This is a genomic window from Ideonella sp. A 288 (assembly GCF_002198735.1).
Classification (GTDB): Bacteria; Pseudomonadota; Gammaproteobacteria; order Burkholderiales; family Burkholderiaceae_C; genus Pseudaquabacterium.
In genome coordinates, this window is the sequence record NZ_MWLO01000155.1 from 101,288 (window position 1) to 122,363 (window position 21,076).

At 71.9% G+C, this 21,076-nt stretch carries 14 protein-coding genes; 7 read left to right on the forward strand and 7 right to left on the reverse strand.

What is annotated here, in order from left to right:
- Positions 1 to 261 precede the first annotated feature (261 nt).
- The 3 genes from EOINJALH_RS27475 to EOINJALH_RS27485 all read left to right on the forward strand — a co-directional run bounded on the left by EOINJALH_RS27475 (position 262) and on the right by EOINJALH_RS27485 (position 3,783).
- Positions 262 to 627 carry a response regulator gene (locus EOINJALH_RS27475; protein ID WP_088286234.1) on the forward strand — a complete coding sequence of 122 codons (366 nt, stop codon included), beginning with the start codon at positions 262 to 264 and terminating at the stop codon, positions 625 to 627.
- A 114-nt stretch (positions 628 to 741) separates the two neighbouring features.
- Positions 742 to 2,124 (forward strand): sensor histidine kinase, encoded by a 1,383-nt coding sequence (locus tag EOINJALH_RS27480; RefSeq protein WP_088286236.1) that lies wholly within the window; start codon positions 742 to 744, stop codon positions 2,122 to 2,124.
- A gap of 180 nt (positions 2,125 to 2,304) precedes the next feature.
- A complete protein-coding gene (locus EOINJALH_RS27485) occupies positions 2,305 to 3,783 on the forward strand; it encodes a sigma-54 dependent transcriptional regulator (RefSeq protein ID WP_234414072.1) in 1,479 nt (492 codons plus the stop codon).
- 58 nt (positions 3,784 to 3,841) lie between these two features.
- Here EOINJALH_RS27485 and EOINJALH_RS27490 read toward each other — a convergent pair whose 3' ends face one another.
- The gene (locus tag EOINJALH_RS27490) at positions 3,842 to 5,041 is read right to left on the reverse strand and encodes an amidohydrolase family protein (RefSeq protein WP_088286240.1); all 1,200 of its coding nucleotides are present in this window, start codon (positions 5,039 to 5,041) and stop codon (positions 3,842 to 3,844) included.
- A gap of 69 nt (positions 5,042 to 5,110) precedes the next feature.
- Positions 5,111 to 5,554: a GNAT family N-acetyltransferase gene (locus EOINJALH_RS27495; protein WP_088286242.1), complete on the reverse strand. Its 444-nt coding sequence runs from the start codon at positions 5,552 to 5,554 to the stop codon at positions 5,111 to 5,113.
- A 55-nt stretch (positions 5,555 to 5,609) separates the two neighbouring features.
- On the opposite strand from EOINJALH_RS27495, the gene EOINJALH_RS27500 reads away from it, so the two are divergent.
- Positions 5,610 to 8,039, forward strand: coding sequence for an FAD-dependent oxidoreductase (locus tag EOINJALH_RS27500; protein ID WP_088286244.1), 2,430 nt, complete (start codon positions 5,610 to 5,612; stop codon positions 8,037 to 8,039).
- Positions 8,040 to 8,054: 15 nt separating this feature from the next.
- Here the strand turns inward: EOINJALH_RS27500 and EOINJALH_RS27505 are convergent, their stop codons facing one another.
- The 4 genes from EOINJALH_RS27505 to EOINJALH_RS27520 all read right to left on the reverse strand — a co-directional run bounded on the left by EOINJALH_RS27505 (position 8,055) and on the right by EOINJALH_RS27520 (position 13,460).
- Positions 8,055 to 9,206: a tetratricopeptide repeat protein gene (locus EOINJALH_RS27505; RefSeq protein ID WP_088286246.1), complete on the reverse strand. Its 1,152-nt coding sequence runs from the start codon at positions 9,204 to 9,206 to the stop codon at positions 8,055 to 8,057.
- A gap of 171 nt (positions 9,207 to 9,377) precedes the next feature.
- Entirely contained in the window at positions 9,378 to 11,798 is a 2,421-nt protein-coding gene (locus EOINJALH_RS27510; RefSeq protein ID WP_088286248.1) for a heavy metal translocating P-type ATPase, read from the reverse strand.
- Between the two features lie 89 nt (positions 11,799 to 11,887).
- Positions 11,888 to 12,523, reverse strand: a complete 636-nt coding sequence (locus EOINJALH_RS27515) for an OmpA family protein (RefSeq protein ID WP_088286250.1) — start codon at positions 12,521 to 12,523, stop codon at positions 11,888 to 11,890.
- Between the two features lie 106 nt (positions 12,524 to 12,629).
- Complete coding sequence (locus EOINJALH_RS27520; protein WP_088286252.1) at positions 12,630 to 13,460, reverse strand: helix-turn-helix transcriptional regulator; 831 nt, start codon at positions 13,458 to 13,460, stop codon at positions 12,630 to 12,632.
- A 317-nt stretch (positions 13,461 to 13,777) separates the two neighbouring features.
- Between EOINJALH_RS27520 and EOINJALH_RS27525 the strand changes: the two genes are divergently transcribed.
- Genes EOINJALH_RS27525 through EOINJALH_RS27535 form a run of 3 tightly spaced genes read left to right on the forward strand, consistent with a single transcriptional unit; the run spans position 13,778 to position 18,985 of the window.
- Complete coding sequence (locus EOINJALH_RS27525) at positions 13,778 to 15,856, forward strand: winged helix-turn-helix domain-containing tetratricopeptide repeat protein (protein WP_158219919.1); 2,079 nt, start codon at positions 13,778 to 13,780, stop codon at positions 15,854 to 15,856.
- A 16-nt stretch (positions 15,857 to 15,872) separates the two neighbouring features.
- On the forward strand, positions 15,873 to 16,880 hold the full coding sequence (locus EOINJALH_RS27530; RefSeq protein ID WP_088286256.1) for a hypothetical protein: 1,008 nt from the start codon (positions 15,873 to 15,875) through the stop codon (positions 16,878 to 16,880).
- Positions 16,877 to 18,985, forward strand: a complete 2,109-nt coding sequence (locus tag EOINJALH_RS27535; RefSeq protein WP_144290200.1) for a S8 family serine peptidase — start codon at positions 16,877 to 16,879, stop codon at positions 18,983 to 18,985. The genes EOINJALH_RS27530 and EOINJALH_RS27535 overlap by 4 nt, the downstream gene beginning before the upstream one ends.
- Before the next feature lie 49 nt (positions 18,986 to 19,034).
- Here EOINJALH_RS27535 and EOINJALH_RS27540 read toward each other — a convergent pair whose 3' ends face one another.
- Positions 19,035 to 20,921: a hypothetical protein gene (locus EOINJALH_RS27540; RefSeq protein WP_088286260.1), complete on the reverse strand. Its 1,887-nt coding sequence runs from the start codon at positions 20,919 to 20,921 to the stop codon at positions 19,035 to 19,037.
- Positions 20,922 to 21,076 lie beyond the last annotated feature (155 nt).

Consider the following 21,076-nt stretch of genomic DNA (forward strand, 5'->3'; position numbering starts at 1 on the left):
GCGCAGGCCGCCCGCGAGGCTGCAGAAGCGCAGGCCGCCCGCGAGGCTGCAGAAGCGCAGGCGGCTCGCGAGGCTGCAGAAGCCCAGGCCGCTCGCGAGGCTGCAGAAGCCCAGGCAGCCCGCGAGGCCGCAGAAGCCCAGGCCGCCCGCGAGGTTGCAGAAGCCCAGGCCGCCCGCGAAGCTGCAGAAGCGCAGGCGGCCCGCGAGGCTGCGGAAGCCCAGGCAGCCCGCGCGCCAACATCGCCAGCCGAACTGCTGGTGATGGTGGCCGACGACTCGAAGGTCGTGCGGGTGAAGACCAATCGGCTCCTGGCCCAGCACGGCTTCCGAGTCGTGTTGGCGGAGGATGGGGCCGATGCGATGCGGAAGATCGCCATCGAAGCGCCTCACGTGCTGGTCACCGATGTCGAGATGCCCGAGGTCGATGGATTCGAACTGACCCGGCACGTCCGACAGCATCGGCCCACGGCAGACATCACCGTCATCATGATCACCTCGGCCGACGACCGCCATGCTGCCGCGGCCGCCGCCGCCGGGGTCAGCGTGCTGCTCGGCAAACCCTACCCCGAGGACCGGTTGGTGGCGCTGGTGTCGGCGGCGCTGGTGCCGGCCGCGCAACCCGCCTGAGCCGTCCCAGGCGCTCCGCGACGTCGGTGCCGGGGGTGGGCGGCGAACGGGCCGCCGCAGGAACGCATATTGCGTCGGGCAGAGCCCGACGCATCCTCTCCAGGACCACCGACCATGCAATTCTTCAAGCGCAGGCGCACCGCGAACGCATGGCAGGCCACGCCCGGCGGAGGCTTTCGCCTGATGCGTCTGTTCTCGATCGCCGGGGCGGTCGCGATCGGCGCCTTCAGTCTGGTGATGGCGCTGCTGCTCAGCCGCTTCATCGAAGCGCGCATGCTCGAACGCGATGCAGCGCTGAGCCGCGACTTCGTGCAGAGCGTCAGCAACACCCAGCGCGTGGCGCAATCCATGCGGACACGTGGCAACCTCGACAGTTCGAACTTCGTCGAGTTCTGCACTCACTTGTCGGCGATGCCCGATGTGCAGCGCGTCAACGTCTATTCCACCGATCGGCGTGTGTTGTGGTCGAGTCGTCCCGAGATCATCGGCCAGCAGTTCGGCGCCAACGAAGAGCTCGACGAGGCCCTGCAGGGCAGGCTCGTCATCCACACCGAGGCCGGCCCCGAAAAGCAGGACAAGGCAGAGCACGTGTTGCTGCCGTCGCGGGACAAGCGGTACGTGGAGAACTACGTGCCGGTGTACGACGAGGCGCGCAATGAGCTCGTGGGGGTGGTCGAGCTGTATCGCGAGCCGGCGGCGTTGTTCGATGCCATCCGGTCGGGTCGGCGGCTGGTCTGGACCGGATCTGCCCTGGGTGGGCTGTGCCTGTTCGCCACGCTGATCTGGTTCGTTCGCCGTGCCGAACAGCAATTGCGCGAACAGCGCACCCAGTTGATCGAGGCCGACGCACTGGCGATGGTCGGCGAGATCTCCGCCGCCGTGGCCCACAGCATCCGCAATCCGCTGGGGTCCATCCGCAGCACAGCCGAGTTGCAGCACGAGATCCTCGGCGATTCCGACACGGCCTACGCCGACATCGTGCGCAACGTCGACCGCGTCGAGCACTTGGTGCGCACACTGTTGACCTGGGTGCGCGATCCCGCCGAGCGCCTGGGCAGCGCCGACCTCAACACCGCGCTGGCCGATGCGGCGGCCCGATTCGGGCCCGAGCTGCAGGCCCAATCCAAGCCGTTCCGCGTCGAGCTGGGTCAGTCTCTCGGAGCCGTGGCCGCCGATCCGGTGCTGTTGGCGCAGGTCCTGAACTCGCTGCTGGCCAACGCCGTCGAGGCCACCCGCTCGGGCGACACGGTCACCCTCAAGGCAGAGAGGCTGGGGGCGAGGGTGCATGTGACGGTGGGCGACACGGGCGTCGGCATCGAGCCTGAGCGCCTGGGGGAGGCCTTCAAGCCCTTCCAAACCGGCAAGCCGCGAGGCCTGGGTCTGGGACTGGCCCTCGTGAGGCGTTTCGTGCAGCGCATCGGCGGCGAGGTCGAGCTGACCAGCGAACCCGGCCGCGGCACACAGGTGCAGCTGCGCCTTCCGATTCACGGCGGGTGATCCGCCGCGTGCAGCTCGGGGGATTTCCCCCTGCCGCGACCCGGGGGAAATCCCCCGAACACCAAGGCCCATGCCTGCCTTGCGGGTGCGGCGGCCTGCCGCACGGGCTGGCACAAGTTTCGCGTACGGGTGGACACAGCCCTCGGTTTGGAGGGTGCGCTCACCCAACCAGCAGACCCAATGGCCGAACTCGCTACGCCGTCACCGATAATTGCCCGCAACGCCGGCCCCCGCCTGGCGAAGGCAAGTTTGCACATGGGACGAGCCGTCCTGATCATCGACGACGAAGAGACACTGGCCCGAAACCTGGCCGTCTACCTGGGGCGGATGGGCTACGAGGTTCAACTCGCCGGTTCTGCCGAGCAGGGCCTGGCGATGTACACCGAGTTCAAGCCCGACGTCGTGCTGCTTGACCACAACCTGCCCGGCATGAATGGCCTGCAGGCGCTAGAGCGCATGCGCAGCGGCGACCCGCAGGCGCAGGTCGTCATGATGACCGGCTTCGGTGGTGCCGAGTTGGCGGTCAGCGCCATGAAGGCCGGTGCGGCCGACTACCTGGCCAAGCCCCTGGCGCTGAGCGAACTCAAGCTCCTGCTCGAGCGGCTGATGAGCCGCAACCGGCTCGAGACGGCCGTCAGCTACTACAACCGGCGCGATGCCGAGGCCAGCGGCGTCGACCGCATCCTCGGCGAGTCGCCGTCGATCGAAGCCCTGCGCCAGCAGGTCCGGCTGCTGCTGGAGTCCGAGCAGCAGCTCGACGACGGCGAGGCCCCGGTCGTGCTGATCCAGGGCGAGACCGGCACAGGCAAGGAGCTCGTCGCCAAGGCGCTGCACTTTGGCGGCGCGCGCGCGGCGCTGCCCTTCGTCGAGCTCAACGTCGGCGCGTTGCCGGCGCAACTGGTCGAGGCCGAATTGTTCGGCTATGAGCGCGGTGCCTTCACCGACGCACGCCAGCGCAAGGCCGGCCTCGTCGAGACGGCCGAAGGTGGCACGCTCTTCCTCGACGAGATTGGCGAGGCCGAGCCGTCCACGCAGGTCAAGCTGCTCAAGCTGCTGGAAGACCGGCGCTTCCGCCGCCTGGGCGGCCTGCGTGACCAGTCGGTCAACGTGCGCATCGTCAGCGCCACACACCGACCACTCGACCAGATGGTCAAGGCCGGACAGTTCCGGGCCGATCTCTACTACCGGCTGCGCATCATCGAACTGAAGGTGCCGCCGCTGCGCGAGCGTGGCACCGACATCCTGCGCCTGGCCAACCATTTCCTGAAGTGGCACGGCCAGCGCTATCGCAAGGGCGATATCTCGCTGGCGCCGGAAGCCGAGTCGGCCATGATGTCGCACCGCTGGCCCGGCAACGTGCGCGAGCTTCGCAACGCGATGGAGCAAGCCGTGCTGCTGTGCCAGGGCACCCAGGTGGGCCTGCGCGAGCTCGGCTTCCTGTGGGCCGCCACCCCGGATGCCGAATCGGCCGTGGTGCCCGACGACGACGGCGGCGACCTCAACCTCGAGCGCACCGAGCGCCGGCTGATCCAGCAGGCCCTGTCCCGCACCAACGACAACGTGACCCAGGCGGCGCGCCTGCTGGGCGTGTCGCGCGACACCTTGCGCTACCGCCTCGAGCGGCTGTCCTTGCGCGTCAACGGCGAAGCCGGCCGGTGATCGCCTGAGTGGCCCGCGGGCCACTCGGTGCCGGGTTCGCCGCCAACGCCTCGGGCCTTCAATGGCCTCCTGACAGCACCACCGGCACCTCGGTGGCTGGTGGCGTGTTGCGGCTGCGCCCGCAGCGCACCAGGCCGTCGATCATCACCATGCCCACGCCGGGGATGTCCCCCAGTTGCACGCTCTCCAGCAGCGTGCGGCCCGCAGAGTGTTGTGCCCGGTCCATGAAGACGAAGTCGGCGTCGCGGCCGGGCTCGATCAGGCCGCAGTTCAGCCGGCGCAGCCGCGCGGTGTTGCCGGTGGCAAAGCAGAACACCAGTTCGGCCGGGATGCCGCCCAGCGACGACAGCAGCGCCACCATGCGCAGCATGCCCAGCGGCTGAACGCCCGAGCCGGCGGGGCCGTCGGTGCCCAGGATCACCCGGTGCGGGCACTTCAGCTGCATCGCGGCCTGCGCGGCGGCGATGGCCACCTTCTCGTTGCCGTTGTGCACGATCTCGATGGCGCGGCTGCTCTTCTCGCACAGCTCGCACACATGCGCTTCGGGCAGGGCGGTGTGGCCGCCGTTGATGTGGCCGATGACGTCGGCATCGGCCTCGAGCACCACGTCCTTGTCGATCAGGCCCGAGCCGGGGATGCTGGGCCCGCCGGTGTGGATGGTGCTCTGGATGCCGTGCTTGCGGGCCCAGGCCACCATCTGCTGCGCCTCGTAGCCGGCCTTCACCGAGCCCAGGCCCACTTCGCCCAGCAGGGTGACGCCGGCCGCGGCCAGCTCGGCAAAGTCCTGCTCGGTCATGCCCTTCTCGATGATGGGCGCGCCGGCCAGCACCTTGACGCCGCCGGGGCGGAAGTTGTCGAAGGCGCGCTGCGCGGTGATGGCCAGTGCCTTCAGGCCGACGATGTCCTTCGGGCGGCCGGGCAGGTGCACCTCGCCGGCCGAGATCATGGTGGTGACGCCGCCGTTCATCGTGCTCTCGATCCAGCCGAGCTGGTTCTGCCGTGGCGTCCAGTCGCCAAACACCGGGTGCACGTGGCTGTCGATCAGCCCGGGTGCGACACAGGTCTGGCGGGCGTCGATCAGGGTGGTCGGCTGCGCGGTGTCGCAATCCTTCTCGCGGCCCACCGCGGTGATGAGGCCGTCGACGACGACGATGGTGTCGGCGTCGAGCACCGGCCGGTCGATGTCGCCCGAGAGCAGCAGCCCGATGTTGCGGATGACGACCTTGCCGGACTTGCCGCCGGCTGCCACTTCGGCCATGGGATCACTCCTGTGGAATGCGGTTGTGGGGCGCGAGCAGGCTCGCGATGCCGAGCGGTCGCGCGTCGGTCACGCGTCGTTCAGCGGATGCAGCATCGTGAACTTGACGATGCCGGGTGCGAAGCCGTCGATGGCGGCCAGTTCGCGGTAGCCCAGCGCCCGGTAGAAGCGCGGTGCCTGGAAACTGAAGGTCTCGAGGTAGACCTGCGTGCAGCCGTGCCGGCGGGCCAGGTCTTCGAAACGCCGAACCAACTGCGCGCCCAGGCCCTGCCGGCGTTGCGAGGCGTCCACCCAAAGTTGCTGCAGTTCGCCGCAGCGGCCCCAGCGCCGGCCCACCGCGCCACCGATGACATGGCCATCGGCCTTGTGCACGAAGCAGGACATCGGCCGCACCTCGTGCAGCGGCGCGGCGGCCTCGTTCGCATCGCCGAGGCCCTGGTCCACGACGAGGCCAGGCTCGGCCGGCACGCTGTCCTCGTGCTCGTGCCAAGTCAGGCGGGCGCTGTCGTCCATCGCGTTATTCTGCGTGCAGGCGCCGTGGGGCGCCAGAGCCGGCGCAGCAATCGACATGGCACTTCCCACCCAGGCCCGCGTGGTCATCGTTGGCGGCGGCATCGCCGGTTGTTCCACGGCCTACCACCTGGCCAAGCTCGGCATCACCGACGTGCTGCTGCTCGAACAGGGCAAGCTCACCAGCGGCACCACCTGGCACGCCGCCGGGCTGGTGGGGCAGATGCGCCCCAACCGCAACATGACCCGGATGAGCACCTACGGCATCGGCCTGTACGCGTCGCTCGAGGCGGAGACGGGACTGGCTACCGGCTGGAAGGCCTGCGGCAGCCTCAACGTGGCGAGCACGCCCGAGCGCATGCAGGTGCTGCACAAGCAGGCCGCGCTGGCGCGCAGCTTCGGCATCGAGGTGCAGGTGCTCACGCCGCGCGAGGCCGGCGACCTGTACCCCGTGATGCGCACCGATGACCTGCAGGGCGCGATCTGGATCCCCGGCGACGGCAAGGCCAACCCGGCCGACCTGTGCATGTCGCTGGCCAAGGGGGCGCGCCAACGCGGTGCCCGGCTGTTGGAGGGCATCGAGGTGACCGCCGTGCTGGACGAGCAGGGCGCCGACGGCCGGCGCGTGCGGGGCGTGCGCGTGCGGCCGACCGAGGGCGACGGCGAAGAGGCAGAGATCGCCTGCGAGGTGCTCGTCAACTGCGCCGGCCAGTGGGCGCGGCAGTTCGGCGCGCTGGCCGGCGTGAACGTGCCGCTGTATTCGGCCGAGCACTTCTACATCGTCACCGGCCGCATCGAGGGCGTGCACCCCATGCTGCCGGTGATGCGCGACCCCGACGGCTTCATCTACTACAAGGAAGAGGTGGGTGGCCTGCTGATGGGCGGCTTCGAGCCGGTGGCCAAGCCCTGGACGGTGGACCCGATCCCGGCCAGCTTCCAGTTCCAGTTGCTCGACGAGGACTGGGACCAGTTCGAGCCGCTGATGAAGACCGCGATGCACCGCACGCCGTGCCTGGAGACGGCCGAGATCAAGATGCTGCTCAACGGGCCCGAGAGCTTCACGCCCGATGGCAACTTCATCCTCGGCGAGGCCCCGGGGCTGAGCCACTATTTCGTCTGTGCCGGCTTCAATTCGGCCGGCATCGCCAACTCGGGCGGCGCCGGCCGGCTGATCGCCGAATGGATCGCCGGCGGCGAGGCGCCGTCCGACCTGTGGGACGTGGACCTTCGCCGCTTTGGCCCCTTCATGGCCAACCGGCGCCTGCTGTCGCAGCGCACCGGCGAGACCCTGGGCCTGCACTATGCGATGCGCTGGCCGCGGCAGGAGCTGGCCAGTGCGCGGCCGCTGCGCACCTCGCCGCTGTACGACCGGCTGGCGGCTCGGGGCGCCGAATTCGGCTCCAGGTTCGGCTGGGAGCGGGCCAACTACTTCCGCCCGGCCGGCCAGGCGGCGCCGCCGCACGGCCTGGGCACGCCGGGCTGGCTGCCCTGGGTGTGCGCCGAGATGCGTGCCACCCGCGAGGCCGTGGCGATGTACGACCAGAGCTCCTTCGGCAAGCTGCTGCTGCAGGGCCGCGACGCGCTGGCCGTGCTGCAGCGCCTGTGCGCCAACGAGATGGACGTGCCGGTGGACCGCATGGTCTACACCGCGATGCTCAACGAGCGCGGCGGCTTCGAGAGCGACTGCACGGTGATCCGCCTGGCCGAAGATCGCTTCCTCGTCGTCACCGGCTCGGCCCAGCCCACGCGCGATGCCGACTGGATCGGCCGCCACATCGGCGCGCAGCAGCAGGCGGTGCTCACCGACGTCAGCCCGCTGTGGAGCCTGCTGTCGGTGATGGGCCCGCGCTCGCGCGAACTGCTGCAGCGGCTGACGCCCGACGACCTGGGCACGCTGAAGTTCTCGCACAGCCGTGAGATCGACCTCGGCCTGGCGCGCGTGCGCGCGGCGCGCATGGCCTACGTGGGCGGGCCGGGCTACGAGCTGTACGTGCCGGTGGAAGTGGCGCGGCACGTGGACATTGCGCTGCGCGAGGCCGGCGAGGACCTGGGTCTTGTCGACGCCGGCTACTTCGCGCTCGACGCGCTGCGCATCGAGGCTGGCCGCCGCGCCTGGGGCGCCGAACTGGGCCCGGACGAATCGCCAGTGGAGGCTGGGCTGTGGGCGGGCGTCCGGCTCGACAAGGCGTCGTCCTTCATCGGCCGAGAGGCCCTGTTGGCCAGGCGCGATCAGCCGCCCGCGAAGAAGCTGCTCACCGTCGTGCTCGACGACCCGGCGCACTGGGTGTGGGGCGGCGAGAGCCTGCTCGTCGACGGCCAGGCGGTGGGCGAGTTGTCGTCCGTGGGCTGGAGCCTGAAGGCCGGCGCCTGCATCGGCATGGGCTACGTGCGCGGCGAGGCCGCCCGGCACACCCACGTGGGAACGCCGGTGCAGATCGACCTGTGGGGCCAGCCCGTGGGGGCCAGGGCCTGGGACCGCTGGGCGTGAGGCGCGCCGCTGCGATCAATGCACCCATTGCTCGCGCAGGCGCTGCAGCTTGCCGGCGTACATCGCCTGCAGGCGTTGGGTGCTGCTGCCCTCCTTCGCCAGTTCGAGCTGTTTCGCCGCGCCCGCCACATCCCCCAGCTTGGCCAGCGCCTGGGCCAGCCAGAAGTGGAACTCGTGATAGTCGCCGCCGCGGCGCAAGGCCTGCTCGAAGCGGCGCCGCGCCAGAGCGTAGTCGCCCCGGTCCATGGCCTGCCGACCGTGGTCGAGCAGGGCAAAGGGCGTGGTCGGCTGCAGGAGCGCCAGTTGCCGGGACACGACCTCGGCCTCGGCGGTGCGGCCTTGCTGCAGCAGCGCGTGTTGCAGGTTGCCCAGGGCATGTGAATTGGTCGGTTCCAGCGACAGCACGTGGCGCAGCGCCGCTTCGGCCAGGGCAGGGCGGCCCCGGCGCTGGTGCACGACGCCGAGCGTGTTGACGGCGCTGACGAAGCTGCGGTCCTGTCGCAGGGCCTCGCGGGCCCACCAGTAGGCCTCGTCGACCTGGCCGCTGGCCAGCGCCTCGACGGCCTTGTTGTTCATGTACATGGCCAGGATGCGGGCCTGGTCGATCTCGGTGCTGCGCTGCCGCGAGAGGTCGGCATTGGGCAGGAAGTCGATGGTCAGCCAGTCGCCAGGGCCATCGAGCACGCGCTTGCCCGGCAGGCTGCGGCCGAGTGCGAGGTTGACATGGCCGACGAACAGCACCAGATCGCCGTCGCGGCCCCAGGTTTCCTCGACCTCCACCGACTGGAAGCGCACCGACAGGCCCAGCTCGCGGGCCAGCGCCGCGGTCATCAGCACCAGCGACAGGCAGTTGCCGCGGCGGGCGTCGAAAGCCTCCGCCGCATTGCGGGTGAGTTCGGTGTCGTAGAGGAGCTTGAGGTTCTTGTCGTCGTAAAGCGCCTCGATGACCCGCTGGTGCGACGCGAGGCGGCCCACCCGCGGCTCGATCACCTCGCGCAGGTAGGCCTTCATGCGCGGGCTCGGCGCCAGCACGGCGGCGGGATCGATCGGCACCGTGGGTGGCGCCACGGCGGCGTCATCGAACAGGTGGTCGATCGATCGATCGGTCGGCGGCGCCGTGGCACAGCCGGTCAGCCACAGGCAGCACAGCAGGAGCAGACGCAGCATGGTGGGTTGGCCCTTTCGAGGAAACGCAGCTCAGGCACCGTCATGGGTCCCGCGGGGACGGGCGCCGCAAGGCGTCCTCGGGGCACTCATTTCGACCGGCATGAACCGCCGCGCCAATATCGCGCCGGCCGTGCGCCGCGTCAATGACCCCGGGCGCCTGCCGGCGCGGGCTCAGCGTGGCCGCCAGCGCGTCAGCAGCAGGGCGTTGGAGATCACGCTCACGCTCGACAGCGCCATCGCCGCGCCGGCCACCACCGGGCTGAGCCAGCCGAAGGCGGCCAGCGGGATGCCCACCGCGTTGTAGGCGAAGGCCCAGAACAGGTTCTGCCGGATCTTGCGCCAGGTCTGGCGCGAGATGTCGATGGCATCGGCCACCAGGGCCGGATCGCCGCGCATCAGCGTGATGCCGGCGGCGTGCATGGCCACGTCGGTGCCGGTGGACATGGCGATGCCCACGTCGGCAGCGGCCAGGGCGGGCGCGTCGTTGATGCCGTCGCCGACCATCGCCACCGGCGCGCCGGGCCGGCGCAGCGAGGCCATCAGCTCGGCCTTGCGCGCGGGCAGCACCTCGGCTTCGACCTGGTCGATGCCCAGTTCGCGGCCGACGCGCTCGGCGGCGCCGCGGTTGTCGCCGCTGATCAGCACCGTGCGGATGCCCTGCGCCTTCAGCGCAGCGATGGCGCGGGCGGCGCCCGGCTTGAGCGCGTCGCCGAAGGCCAGCAGGCCCAGCAGCCGCGGCAACGGGCCCAGCTCGGCCAGCCACGACACCGTGCGTCCTTCGGCCTGCAGCGCCGCCGATGCCTCGGCCAGCGGGCCAAGGTCGACGCCCAGCTCGGCCATCCAGCCGCCGCTGCCCAGGCGCAGCGCGCGGCCCGGGGTGGGACCATCGACCGACAGGCCCGACACCCCGCGGCCGGCCACCGCCGTGATCTGCCCGGCCGGCTGCACCGCGATGCCGCGGGCCTGTGCCGCGGCCAGCACGGCCTTGGCCAGCGGGTGCTCGCTGCCGGCCTGCAGCGACGCCGCGGCGGCCAGCAGGGCGGTCTCGTCGCCGTCGACCGCCCGGGCGCCGACGAGCTGCGGCCGGCCCTCGGTGAGCGTGCCGGTCTTGTCGAAGGCCACCACCCGCAGCGCATGCGCCACCTCGAGGGCCTGCGCGTCCTTGATCAGGATGCCGTGGCGCGCGGCCACGCCGGTGCCGGCCATGATGGCCGCGGGCGTGGCCAGCCCCAGCGCGCAGGGGCAGGCGATCACCAGCACCGACACCGCATGGATCACCGCCTCGGCCCACAGCCCGGTGCCCAGGCCCCAACCCAGCAGCGTGAGCAGCGCGATGCCCATCACCACCGGCACGAAGACGGCGCTGACGCGGTCCACCAGGCGCTGGATCGGCGCCTTCTGCCCCTGGGCCGACTCCACCAGCCGGACGATGCGCGACAGCGTCGATTCCGCGCCCACCGCGCTGGTGCGCACCAGCAGCAGGCCTTCACCGTTGACGGCGCCGCCGGTGACGCTGTCGCCCACGCGCCGCGCCACCGGCAGGCTTTCGCCGGTGATCAGCGATTCGTCGACATGGCTGGCGCCTTCGGTCACCACCCCGTCGACCGACACGCGTTCGCCGGGCCGCACCCGCACCAGGTCGCCGACGCGCACCTCGGCCAGCGGCACCTCGTGCTCGCTGCCGTCGCGCAGCACCCGGGCCGTGTCGGGGCGCAGCGCCTGCAGTGCGCGGATGGCCTGGGTGGTCTGCCGCTTAGCGCGCGCCTCCAGCCACTTGCCCAGCAGCACCAGCGTGATGACCACCGCCGACGATTCGAAGTAAAGGTGCGGCGCCATGCCCTCGTGTCCGCCGTGGGCGAGTAGCAGGTAGACGCTGAGGCCGTAGCCGGCCGAGGTGCCCAGCGCCACCAGCAGGTCCATGTTGCCGCTGCCGGCGCGCAGCGCGTGCCAGCCGGCGCGGTAGAAGCGCGCCCCCAGGACGAACTGCACCGGCGTGGCCAGCAGCCATTGCACCCAGCCGGGGGCCATCAGGTCGATGCCGAAGGGCATCGCCAGCATCGGCAGCACCAATGGCAGCGACAGCAGCGCGGCCACCAGCACCGGCCACAGCGGGGGGCCCGGCGGGGCGCTGGCCGGCGCGGCGTCGGCATCGCTGCGCGTGTGCGCACCGTAGCCTGCGCGCGTCACCGCGGCCACCAGCGCGGCCGGGTCCACGTCGCCCAGCACACGGGCCGAGGCGGTTTCGGTGGCCAGGTTCACCGTGGCCTCGAGCACGCCGGGCACGCGCTGCAGCGCGCGCTCCACCCGCGCCACGCAGGACGCACAGGTCATGTCGTCGATCGACAGCGCCACGGTGCGCTCGCCGACGGCATAGCCGGCCTTCTGCACGGCCGCCACCAGCACCGGCACGGTGACGTCGGCCGAGGCTTCGACGCTGGCGATCTCGGTGGCCAGGTTGACGCTGGCCCGCTGGACGCCCGGCACCCTGGACAGCGCGCGCTCGACGCGGGCCACGCAGGACGCGCAGGTCATGCCCTCGATCGGCAGGGTGCTGAGCGTGGGCGGGGCGGTGGTGGCTGTGGGGGAGGTCATGGGGCGCCAGTGCGGCGCCGACCGGAACGGCAAGGTCAGCGGAGGACGGTGGACCGCGCCATCATGGCACGGTCGGGCCAATCAACGGATCACTTGACCAATCGCATCTCGACGCGGCGGGCATCCTGCGGGCTGCCGCCACCGACGGTGGCTTCGGGCCGGCGCAGTGCGATGCGGATCGGGTCCACGCCGGCGGCCTCGAGCGCCGCGCGCACCGCCTTGGCTCGCGCCTTGGCCAGCTCGGCGTTCTTGGCGGGGTCGCCACTGGCGTCGTGGAAGCCCGACAGCACCACGCGCGTGTCGGGCAGGGCGGTGAGCGTCTGCAGCACCTTGGCCAGTTCGGTCTGCGCATCGGCGGGCAGCTCGGCACCCCCGACGCCGAAGTACAGCACCCCGGCCAGCGCGCCGGCATTGGGGCCGTCGAGCAGGCCGTCCTGGGCCGGTGCCAGCACCTCGGCCGACATGCGCGCCGCGACGACCGAGGCCGCCTGGGCCGCGGCCGAGGCGGCGGTGGGCGGCTCGGCCGGCACCGCCGAGGCGGCATCCGGCGGGATGATCACGATGTCGGCCGCACTGGCTGCGACGGCCACCTTGGCCACGGGCGCCGCCTTGCCGTGCGCCTGTCGAATCGCCAGACCGGCGATCAGGCCAAACAGCAGCAGGGTGATCACGCCGATCACCACCCACAGGCCGATGCCAGCGCCTTCGTCTTCCTTGTCGAACATGTCGTTTCCAGGGTTGTTGACAGAACAACCCGGAATTCTAGGTGGCGGTCCCTTGCCGGACCTGACGGCAATAGGACGCAGCCGCCAGCAGGCGGCTCTCAGCCTCTCAGCCGTGCAGCGCCGTGCGCGCGGCCTCGGGCGGCCGTGCCAGGTGCGCCATCGACGGGGTCGATCCCTCCAGCGCCACCGGCGGCCGGCGCAGCGGGGCCGGCGCGTGGAACGGCAGCGGACTGCGCAGCGCGCCCATCATCGGCGGCAGCTCGGCCACCAGGCGGGTGATGTCCTCGATGCGGCGCACGCCGAACTTGGAGCGCAGCGCCGCCACCTGGGTGCGCACGGTGGACACCGCCACGCCCCTGTTCTTGGCCAGCGCCGTCACCCGCTCGCCGGCCAGCAGGCTGGCCAGGACGGACTGCTCGGCCGAAGTGAGGTCGACCAGCCGCCCCAGCATCTGCACGGCCAGGTCCGGGCACAGCTTGCGACGGCCCAGCAGCAGCACCGATCCAGCGCTCGACCCTGGCGTGCCGCGCGTCGGTTGCACCGCCACCATCAGGCGGCGCGAGCCGGTGCCCAGGGGCACGAGTTGCCGCAGCCCGTTGACCGCTGCGTTGTGCATCGCCCGCTGCAGTGCCACGCTGGGGCTGCCGTCGACCGACAGGCCGCCGTCGACGTCGAGCTGGAGCACGCCGCCGCCGGCCAGTTCGCGGCGGGCCGCCTCATTCACCAACTGCACGCGGCCCATGGCGTCGCACACCACCACGCCGGTGTCCAACTCGTCCAGCACGTCGGCCAGGTGGCTGCCCGACGGTGCCGAGGCGCTGCCCCGTTCGGCGTAGGCCGACGCGGGCATCGGCGCGCTGGCGGGCCTGCCGGCCCCCAGCCCCGCCAGTTCACGTTCCAGCCGGGCCAGGCTCGTTGAGATCATCGATTCGACCATGGTGGTCCTCCTTCATTTCGTGGATGCACTGTCCTTTGGGATGGTGGTCGGCGTCCTTTGGCGCTGCTAAGCGTTCCTAAATGTCCGTGGCGCAGGTAAATTCGCGTCCGAGTCAGTGCGCCCCCAATGCGGACGACTGTCGTGCGTCCATCGCGGCGATGAGAAGACTCGGGGGCGGCCCGTCGTCTTCTCACACCGCAATGCGGCTCTCCCACTTTCCTGGGTTCCCGCGGGGGACGGGCGCCGCAAGGCGGCGTCCTTGGGGCGCTCGGAAGCGCGTCCCGGACGCGTCACTCACTGGAGAAGGAATCACTCACGTGCCCACCCGCCTGCGCTTCGGCCGCTGCGAAGTCCGCCCCGACGAACGCGTGGTGCTGATCGACGGACGCCCTGCGATGCTCGGCGCCCGTGCGTTCGACGTGCTGCTCGCACTGATCGAGCACCGAGACCGCGTCGTCGGCAAGGCCGAACTGCTCGACATGGCCTGGCCCGGGCTCGTCGTCGAGGAGAACAACCTGTCGGTGCAGATCTCGGCGCTGCGTCGCGTGCTGGGCGCCCAGGCCATCGCGACGATCCCCTCGCGCGGCTACCAGTTTGCCCAGGTGGTCGAGGCGCAGCCGCTGGCGGCTGCGCCGCTGCCGCTGCCGCCGGTGGCCGATCCGGTGCAGGCCACCACCGATCTGCTGGCGCTGGTGCTGCGGCGCGACCGCGTGCTGCTGTGCGCGCGGGTCGGTGAGGCGGTCGATGCCGCGTCGATGGCGCAGTTCGCCACCGACGCCGCCGCCTTCCTCGCCGACCGCGGCGGCCGCTGGCTGTCGCGTGCCGAGCGCCTGCTGACGGCCGAACTGCCGGAGGCGCGGGCGGCCGCGGCCTGCGCGGGCCGCCTGCACCAGCTGGCGCAACGCCCGCTGGCCGAGCTGAGCCTGGGCGTCGGCATCGTCGGCGCCGAGGCCTCGGCCTCGCTCGACCTGACAGCCGCCGAACGACTGGCCACGCTGGCCCGCGACGGCGAGACCCTCGTCTCGGCGGCACTGGCCGGGCAACTCATCCCCTCGTTGGATGGTGACCTGCACGACCTGGGCGAACAACATCTGGACGGTGTGCCCACCCCCATCCGCATCCATCGCCTGACACCCGTCGGTGCCGATGGCGACCTCATGTCCGGTCCGCGCGGCCCCGACAACCTCCGGCCCACGGTGGCGGTGATCCCGTTCGCGGCCTATGCGAAGGAGCCAGACGGGATGGTGCTCGGCGATGTCATCGCCGACCAGGTCATCGGCGTGCTGTCCAGGAGCGATTCGATCAATGTCATCTCCCGCCTGTCCACCCTCGGCTTCCGCGACCGCGACGCGCCGGTGGCGCAGATCGCCCGGCTGCTGGGGGCGCATTTCGTCGTCTCCGGCCGCTACTGGGTGGCGGGCGGGCGGGTGCAGGTGCACGCCGAACTGGCCGACGCGGCGTCCAGCCGCGTGCTGTGGACGCACACCGTGGCCGACCAGGAACTGGCCGTGCTGCACCCCGACAGCCAGCTCGTGCTCGAACTGGTGGCGGGCATCTCGCGTGCGGTGTTTGCGCACGAGGTGCGCAGCGTGCGCAGCATGGCCCTGCCCAACCTGGAGAGCCACACGCTGCTGCTGGCCGCGATCAGCCTGCTGTACCGGCTGGCGCCGCGCGATTTCGACCTGGCCCGCCAAGCGCTCGAAACCCTGCACGAGCGCGCGCCGCGCCACGCCGGCCCGTTGGCCTGGCTGGCGCGCTGGCACCTGTTCCGCGTGGTGCAGGGCTGGACGGACGACCGCGAGGCCGATGGTCGCCAGGCGCTCGATTGCGCCCACCGCGCCATCGATCTCGACCCCGACTCGTCGCTCGCGCTGACCATGCTGGGCAACGTGCACACCAGCTTCGTCAAGGACCTCGACCTGGCCGAGACGTACTACGACCAGGCCTTGTCGATCAACCCCAACGAATCGCTGGCCTGGCTGCAAAAGGGCAATGCGCGCAGCTTCCGCGGCGACGGCGCCGGGGCGCTCGAGCACGTGGATCGCGCCGTGAGCCTGTCGCCGCTCGACCCGTCGCGCCACTTCTACCTCAGCATCCAGGCCAGTGCGGCGCTGTCCGCGGGCCACTGGTCACGGGCCATCGACTCGGCGCAGACCTCGCTGCGGCTCAACCACGAGCACGTGTCCACCCACCGCGTGCTGGCCATCGCGCTGGCCATGGCCGGCCGGCTGGACGAGGCGCGGCAGAGCGTGCGGCACGTGCTGCGCCTGGAGCCGCGCCTCACGGTGGCCGAATTCATCGCCCGCTCGCCGGGCGCCCGGTATGGGCTGGCCGAAACCTTCGGCAAGGCCTTGCACGATGCCGGGCTGCCGCTGGGTCCGATCGAACTGCAATGAACCACAGGGGAACGACATGAGCACGCAAGACGGCTGGGATGGCTGGGACGGCTGGGATGGCGGCAACGCCGGCCGCGGTGGCGGCACGGCCCTGGCCACCGAGCGCACCCGCGAAGCCCTGGTGATCGGGATCCCGACGGACACCGCACTGGCGGCACTCGACCGCCCGGACGGCTGGCCGGGCACACGCGCCGACGACGCGCTGGCGGGCCTGGCGGCCAACCCGCGACAGCAGGTGATCGTGATGGACCTGATCCAGGGCCTCTCGCTGGTGCCCAGGTCGGCCACCGCACTCAACGTGGTGGTCAACGACAGCGGCGCGTCTCATCCGCTGACGGCGCCAGCCGCCGAGGCGTTTCGCGATGAACTGGCGCAGGTTGAACTGGCGGCAGACCTGCGCGCCGAACGCGCGGCCGAGATCCAGGCCCAACTCACCTTCAACCCGGCGTTCTGGGCCAACATCCTGCCGCTCAGCGGCCGGCGCACGCCACGCACGCTCGAGCTGATGCGGGTGGTCGTGTCGTACGGCTCGTTCGTCGTCCAGCGGGCCAAGGTCATGCTGAACCTGCCGCGGCCGCACGAGTTGTCGCCGCGCATCCACCCGATGGTGCCCACGCCCGGCTTCTCCACCTACCCGAGCGGCCACGCCACCGAGTCGCAACTGGTCAGCCGGGTGCTGTTCCATCTGGTGAAGAGCACCCAGACCGCGCACAAGGTCGACCCGAAGACCGGCGCACTGTCGGCTGCCGCCGACGCCTGGCTCAAGGCCATCGAACCGATGCTGGGCGACCTGGCCCATCGCATCGGCGAGAACCGCGAGGTGGCCGGCCTGCATTTTCCGGTCGACAGCAAGGATGGTCGCGAACTGGCTGACTTCCTGGTCAGGGCCCACCTGGTGCCCCTGGCCCAGACAGCGAATCGGGCCGCCGGGGCCGAGGGGGCGACGACGACCATGTCACCCCAGCCGCCCAGCCCCTTCGCCTGGTTGTGGGCGCAGGCGGCCAAGGAATGGGGGGCGCCGTGATCTCGCCGCCGGCAGACACCACGCTGGACGACCTCCAGCTTGGCGGCGAGCGCTGCGTGGACGCTTACCTTGCGTGGGATGTTCTCAGCGGCCATGCCCGCCATGGCGGCGACGAGCGGCCGCGGCACCTGCCGGTGATGGTCGAGTTCGAGGCGGCCAACGCCGCCGATGCGATGGCCGCCTGGGCCGCCAGGGTCGAGCGCAGCCATCCGGTCGACGGCCCCTTGCTGCGGGCCGGCTTCGCCGCCTCGGTCGATCGCGCGCCCTACTCGCGCCTCCACACCGCCCTCCTGCACCGGAGCCTGCTGCCCCACCTGCTGGCCGGTGTGGCCGACGGGACGCTCCAGCGCTTTCAGTTGGGCGCGCCTTGCAAGCAGGTCGATCGCAACGACGGGGCCGTGCCGTGGACCGATGCCTTGCCTGCCGGACAGACGGTCACGCTGGGCGTCATCGACGACGGCTGCTGCCTCGCCCATCAGGATTACCGCAGCCCCACCGGAGCCAGCCGCTTCCTGGCCGTCTGGGACCAGGAGCCCGCGCCCCTGGTGCCCGGCCCCTGGATGCGTTACGGCGTTGGCCCGCGCGGCCTGCCCTGCGGCTATGGCAGCGAACTGTCCCGATCCGACATCGAGGCGGTGCTGCGCCAACCTGGCTGCCGCCGGCTCGGCGAACGCGGCGAGCGACTGGTCTACCAGGCACTGGGCCGCGCGGAGTGGGGCCAGCCCGACCGCACCCATGGCGCCCGCGTGCTGCACCTGATGGCCGGGCCGCTGGCCGCCACCGAACGGCGTGAGCGCGACGCCGCCAGCATGCCGATCGTCTTCGTGCAATTGCCCGACCAGACGGTGGGCGACACCTCGGGCGACTCGCTGGGCATGCACGTGGTCGACGGGGCCCGGTACATCGTCCAGCGCACCCGGGCGGCGGCCGAGCTGGCCGGCGTCACCGACTGGCGGACGGTCATCAACATCAGCCTGGGCAGCATCGCCGGCCCGCACGACGGCACCTCGATGGCCGAACGCGCGCTGGCCGAACTGGTGGTGCACTGGAAAGGGCGCGTGACGATCGTGGCCGCGGCCGGCAACACCGGCGACCCGCGGCGGCGCACGGTGGCGCGTGGGCGTCGGGTGCAAGGCCCTGGGCCGGTCAAGGGCGGCGCCACAGCGGCGGCCGATCCTGTGGTGCGGCGGATCGAGTTGATACCGGCCGTCGAGACGGCGGACACGCAGCGCATCCACGCCTGCCGCTCGGTGCATGCCGGCCAGCCCGGGCGCTTCCTGGTGGGCGTGCCGCCCGATTGCGGGCACGACAGTTTCGTCGAACTGTGGCTGCCGACCTCGGCGCAGATGGGGCCCGACGGCTTCTCGGTCACGGTGACCGGCCCGGACGGCGTGGCCACGGCCGCGCCGGTGGGCGTGGGCCAGGCGGTCGCGCTGCGCGATGCCGATGGCACGCTGCAGGCCGGCGTGGTGTTCGCGCGCCAGGTGGCCCAGGGCCTGCGCGGGCACCTGGTGCTGGTGGCCATGGTGTCGACGGCCCGGTCACGGCAAATCCCGCGCACGCCGGGACGGCCTGGCTTCTGGACCATCGAGGTGCGATCGACGCACACGGCGGCTGCCGTGGTGCACGCCTGGGTCGAGCGCGACGACATCATCGTCGGCGCGCGCCGACCCCAGCGCACCCGCTTCGAGCACGAGGGCACGGACGTCAACGACACCAGCTACATCGACGACCGCTTCACGCTGTCCAACCTGGCCAACGGCGCTGGCGTGCTGGTGGCGGGCGGCTATGTCGTGTCGCGCGACGAGGTGGCGAGCTATTCCGGCAACGGGCCGCGCCGCGGAGAGTCCGAGATCGATCGCCCCCAGTGGTTCGCCCCGAGTGACCGCACGCCGACGCTGCGCGGCCTGCGGGTGCCCGGCTTCTTCAGCGGCACGCGGTCGACGCTGGGCGGCACCAGCGCCGCCGCGCCCCAGGTGGCGCGGCGACAGGCCGAGGGGCCGCCGGGTGAGAGCAGCCCGGTGACGTCGCCGCGGCCGGTCGCCCGAGACCCCGGTCGCGTGCCGGCCGGGGCCGAGTGGATCGCGCCACCGGGCGGTCGGTAGCACCAGGCGTCGCCGGTCACGCAGACGGACTCGCCCGCCGGCGCGTGCGTCACCGCGCCGTGCGCAGCGCCGCCGGTTTCGGCCGGGTCTTCGGGCCCTTGGCGGCCTTGGCCTTCGACGCACCGCCGGCCGCCTTGGCCTTCGACGCCTTGGTCGATTTCGTGGCCTTGGCGGTCTTGCCGGATGGGCCCGATCGGGTGGCCTTGGCGCCCTTGCGTGCCTTCGAGGTGATCGCGCGCGGCGCCGCTGCGTCGTCGCCGGCCGCGGCCAATGTGGCCAGGTGGCCCGGCCGACCCACCGCCGCGAGCGCCTCGCCGGCGTCCAGGCCGATGCCCATCCAGGCCTTGCAGGGTGCCTGGGCCAGCGCGTCGGGACGGGCCCGGTAGCGCGCCGGCCCCGCAGGGTCGAAGGCGAAGCACGGGCCCAGGGTGGAATCACCGAAGTCGAGCGGGCGGCCCTGGTCGATGTGGGTGCTCAGGTCGCGCAGCGGCGTTTCGCCCAGCCAGGGGCGCAGCGCCGCCAGCAGGCGGTGCGTCACCAGCGGCTTGCTCAGCGGGCCTTCGCGCTGCGCCAGCGCCGCGGGCAGCATCATCTGGGCCATCACCGCGTCCAGCCCCGGGTGGCCCTGGGCGCGCAGCGCGGCGTGCCAGCGCAGGGCCAGCCATTCGCCGCGCAGTGCCGATGCCTCCAGCGTGGACGCGTCGTTGAGGTGCAAGGCCCCGGTGCCGGCGCGATCGCTGCGTGCGGGCGGGACGCCGGCGTGGCGGCCGACGCGAGCGTTCGTCACCCGGGCCAGGTCGTCCAGCGTCCACAGCCCGGCGTGCACCAGCAGGCGGTGCGCGTAATGGTCGGCAAAGCCTTCGGTGAACCAGCGCCGCTGGGCCTCGTCGTGCCGTCCGGCATAGGCCGTTGGGCCGAAGCGGTCGGGAAACCAGGCCCGCAGCTGGGCCCGCATGACCAGGCGATCCATCGCGTCGCTGGGCAGCGCAAAGTCGTCCGGCACCTGCAGCACCAGCGCCTGGTGCAAGGCCATGCCACCGACCGTGCCGGTGGGTCGACGGCTGGGCTGCAGCACCACCAGTTGATGGGGCTGCGTGGTGTCGCGCCAGAACTGGCGTGGCACCTCGGCGACGCGCGCCACCCGGTCGGCCACCGTGTCGATGGGCACCGCCCAGGGCACCTGCAGCGGCATGGCGGTCCACACCGACCGGCCCGCCGCCTGGCGCTCGCGCACCTGCAGCGCGCCACCCAGGTAGACCGCGTCGCGCAGCAGTGCCACGGGCCCGACCACGCGCCAGCGTGCGGCGGCGCCCTGCCGGGCCCCGTGGCTGCCGATCCACCAGCTGTCTTCGGGCAGGCCGTCGAAGTCGAGGCACAGCCGCGGCGACGCGCGGTCGGCGGTCTCGGGCAGCACCGGCATCACCGGCAGCAGCGCCAGGCCGTCGACCTGGAACCAGCGGGCACCGAACAGCGGCTGGGTCGGGTCGTCCGGGCTGGCGGTGTCGGCATCGGCCAGCGGCGATACGACGCGGTAGCGCAGCACCACGCGCGTGCCCGGCCGGTGGCGCACGACGCGTACCCCGGGCGGGCCTGGCGGCGTCTCGAGGTGGTGCTGGGGGTCTTCGGTCTCGAGGTCGATGGACGGCTCGGGCGAGGCCGGTGTGTCGGTGGCGCCAACCGCTGGGGTCGACAGCCGCAGCTCGGTGCGGGTGCGCGAGCCGGTGTCGAAGCTCAGCGTCACCGCCAGGTGCCTGGGCGACGCGTCGAGCCTCGGTGTCACCTGCCATTGCAGGTCGCACGGGCCGCTGTCGGCCCCGCGGGCCGGTGCGGCGGTGCCCGGCCCCATCAAAGCCAGCGTGGACAGCGCCGCGGCCAGCCACCGCCGCGGCGTGCGCAGGCGCCTGGGCGATGGTCCGGGGCGGGGGGTGTCGATCATCGAACGTCGGGGGAGCAGGACAGCGGGGTCGCCGGGAAGGCGCGAGCATAGCGGCAGCCTGCGGCCGGGCGACGCGTCCCAAGCGTGCCCGCCGGTGAGGATTGCGACCCAGATGTAGCGGCAATGTGCAACGGTCGCGGCCTGCGGCCCACCCG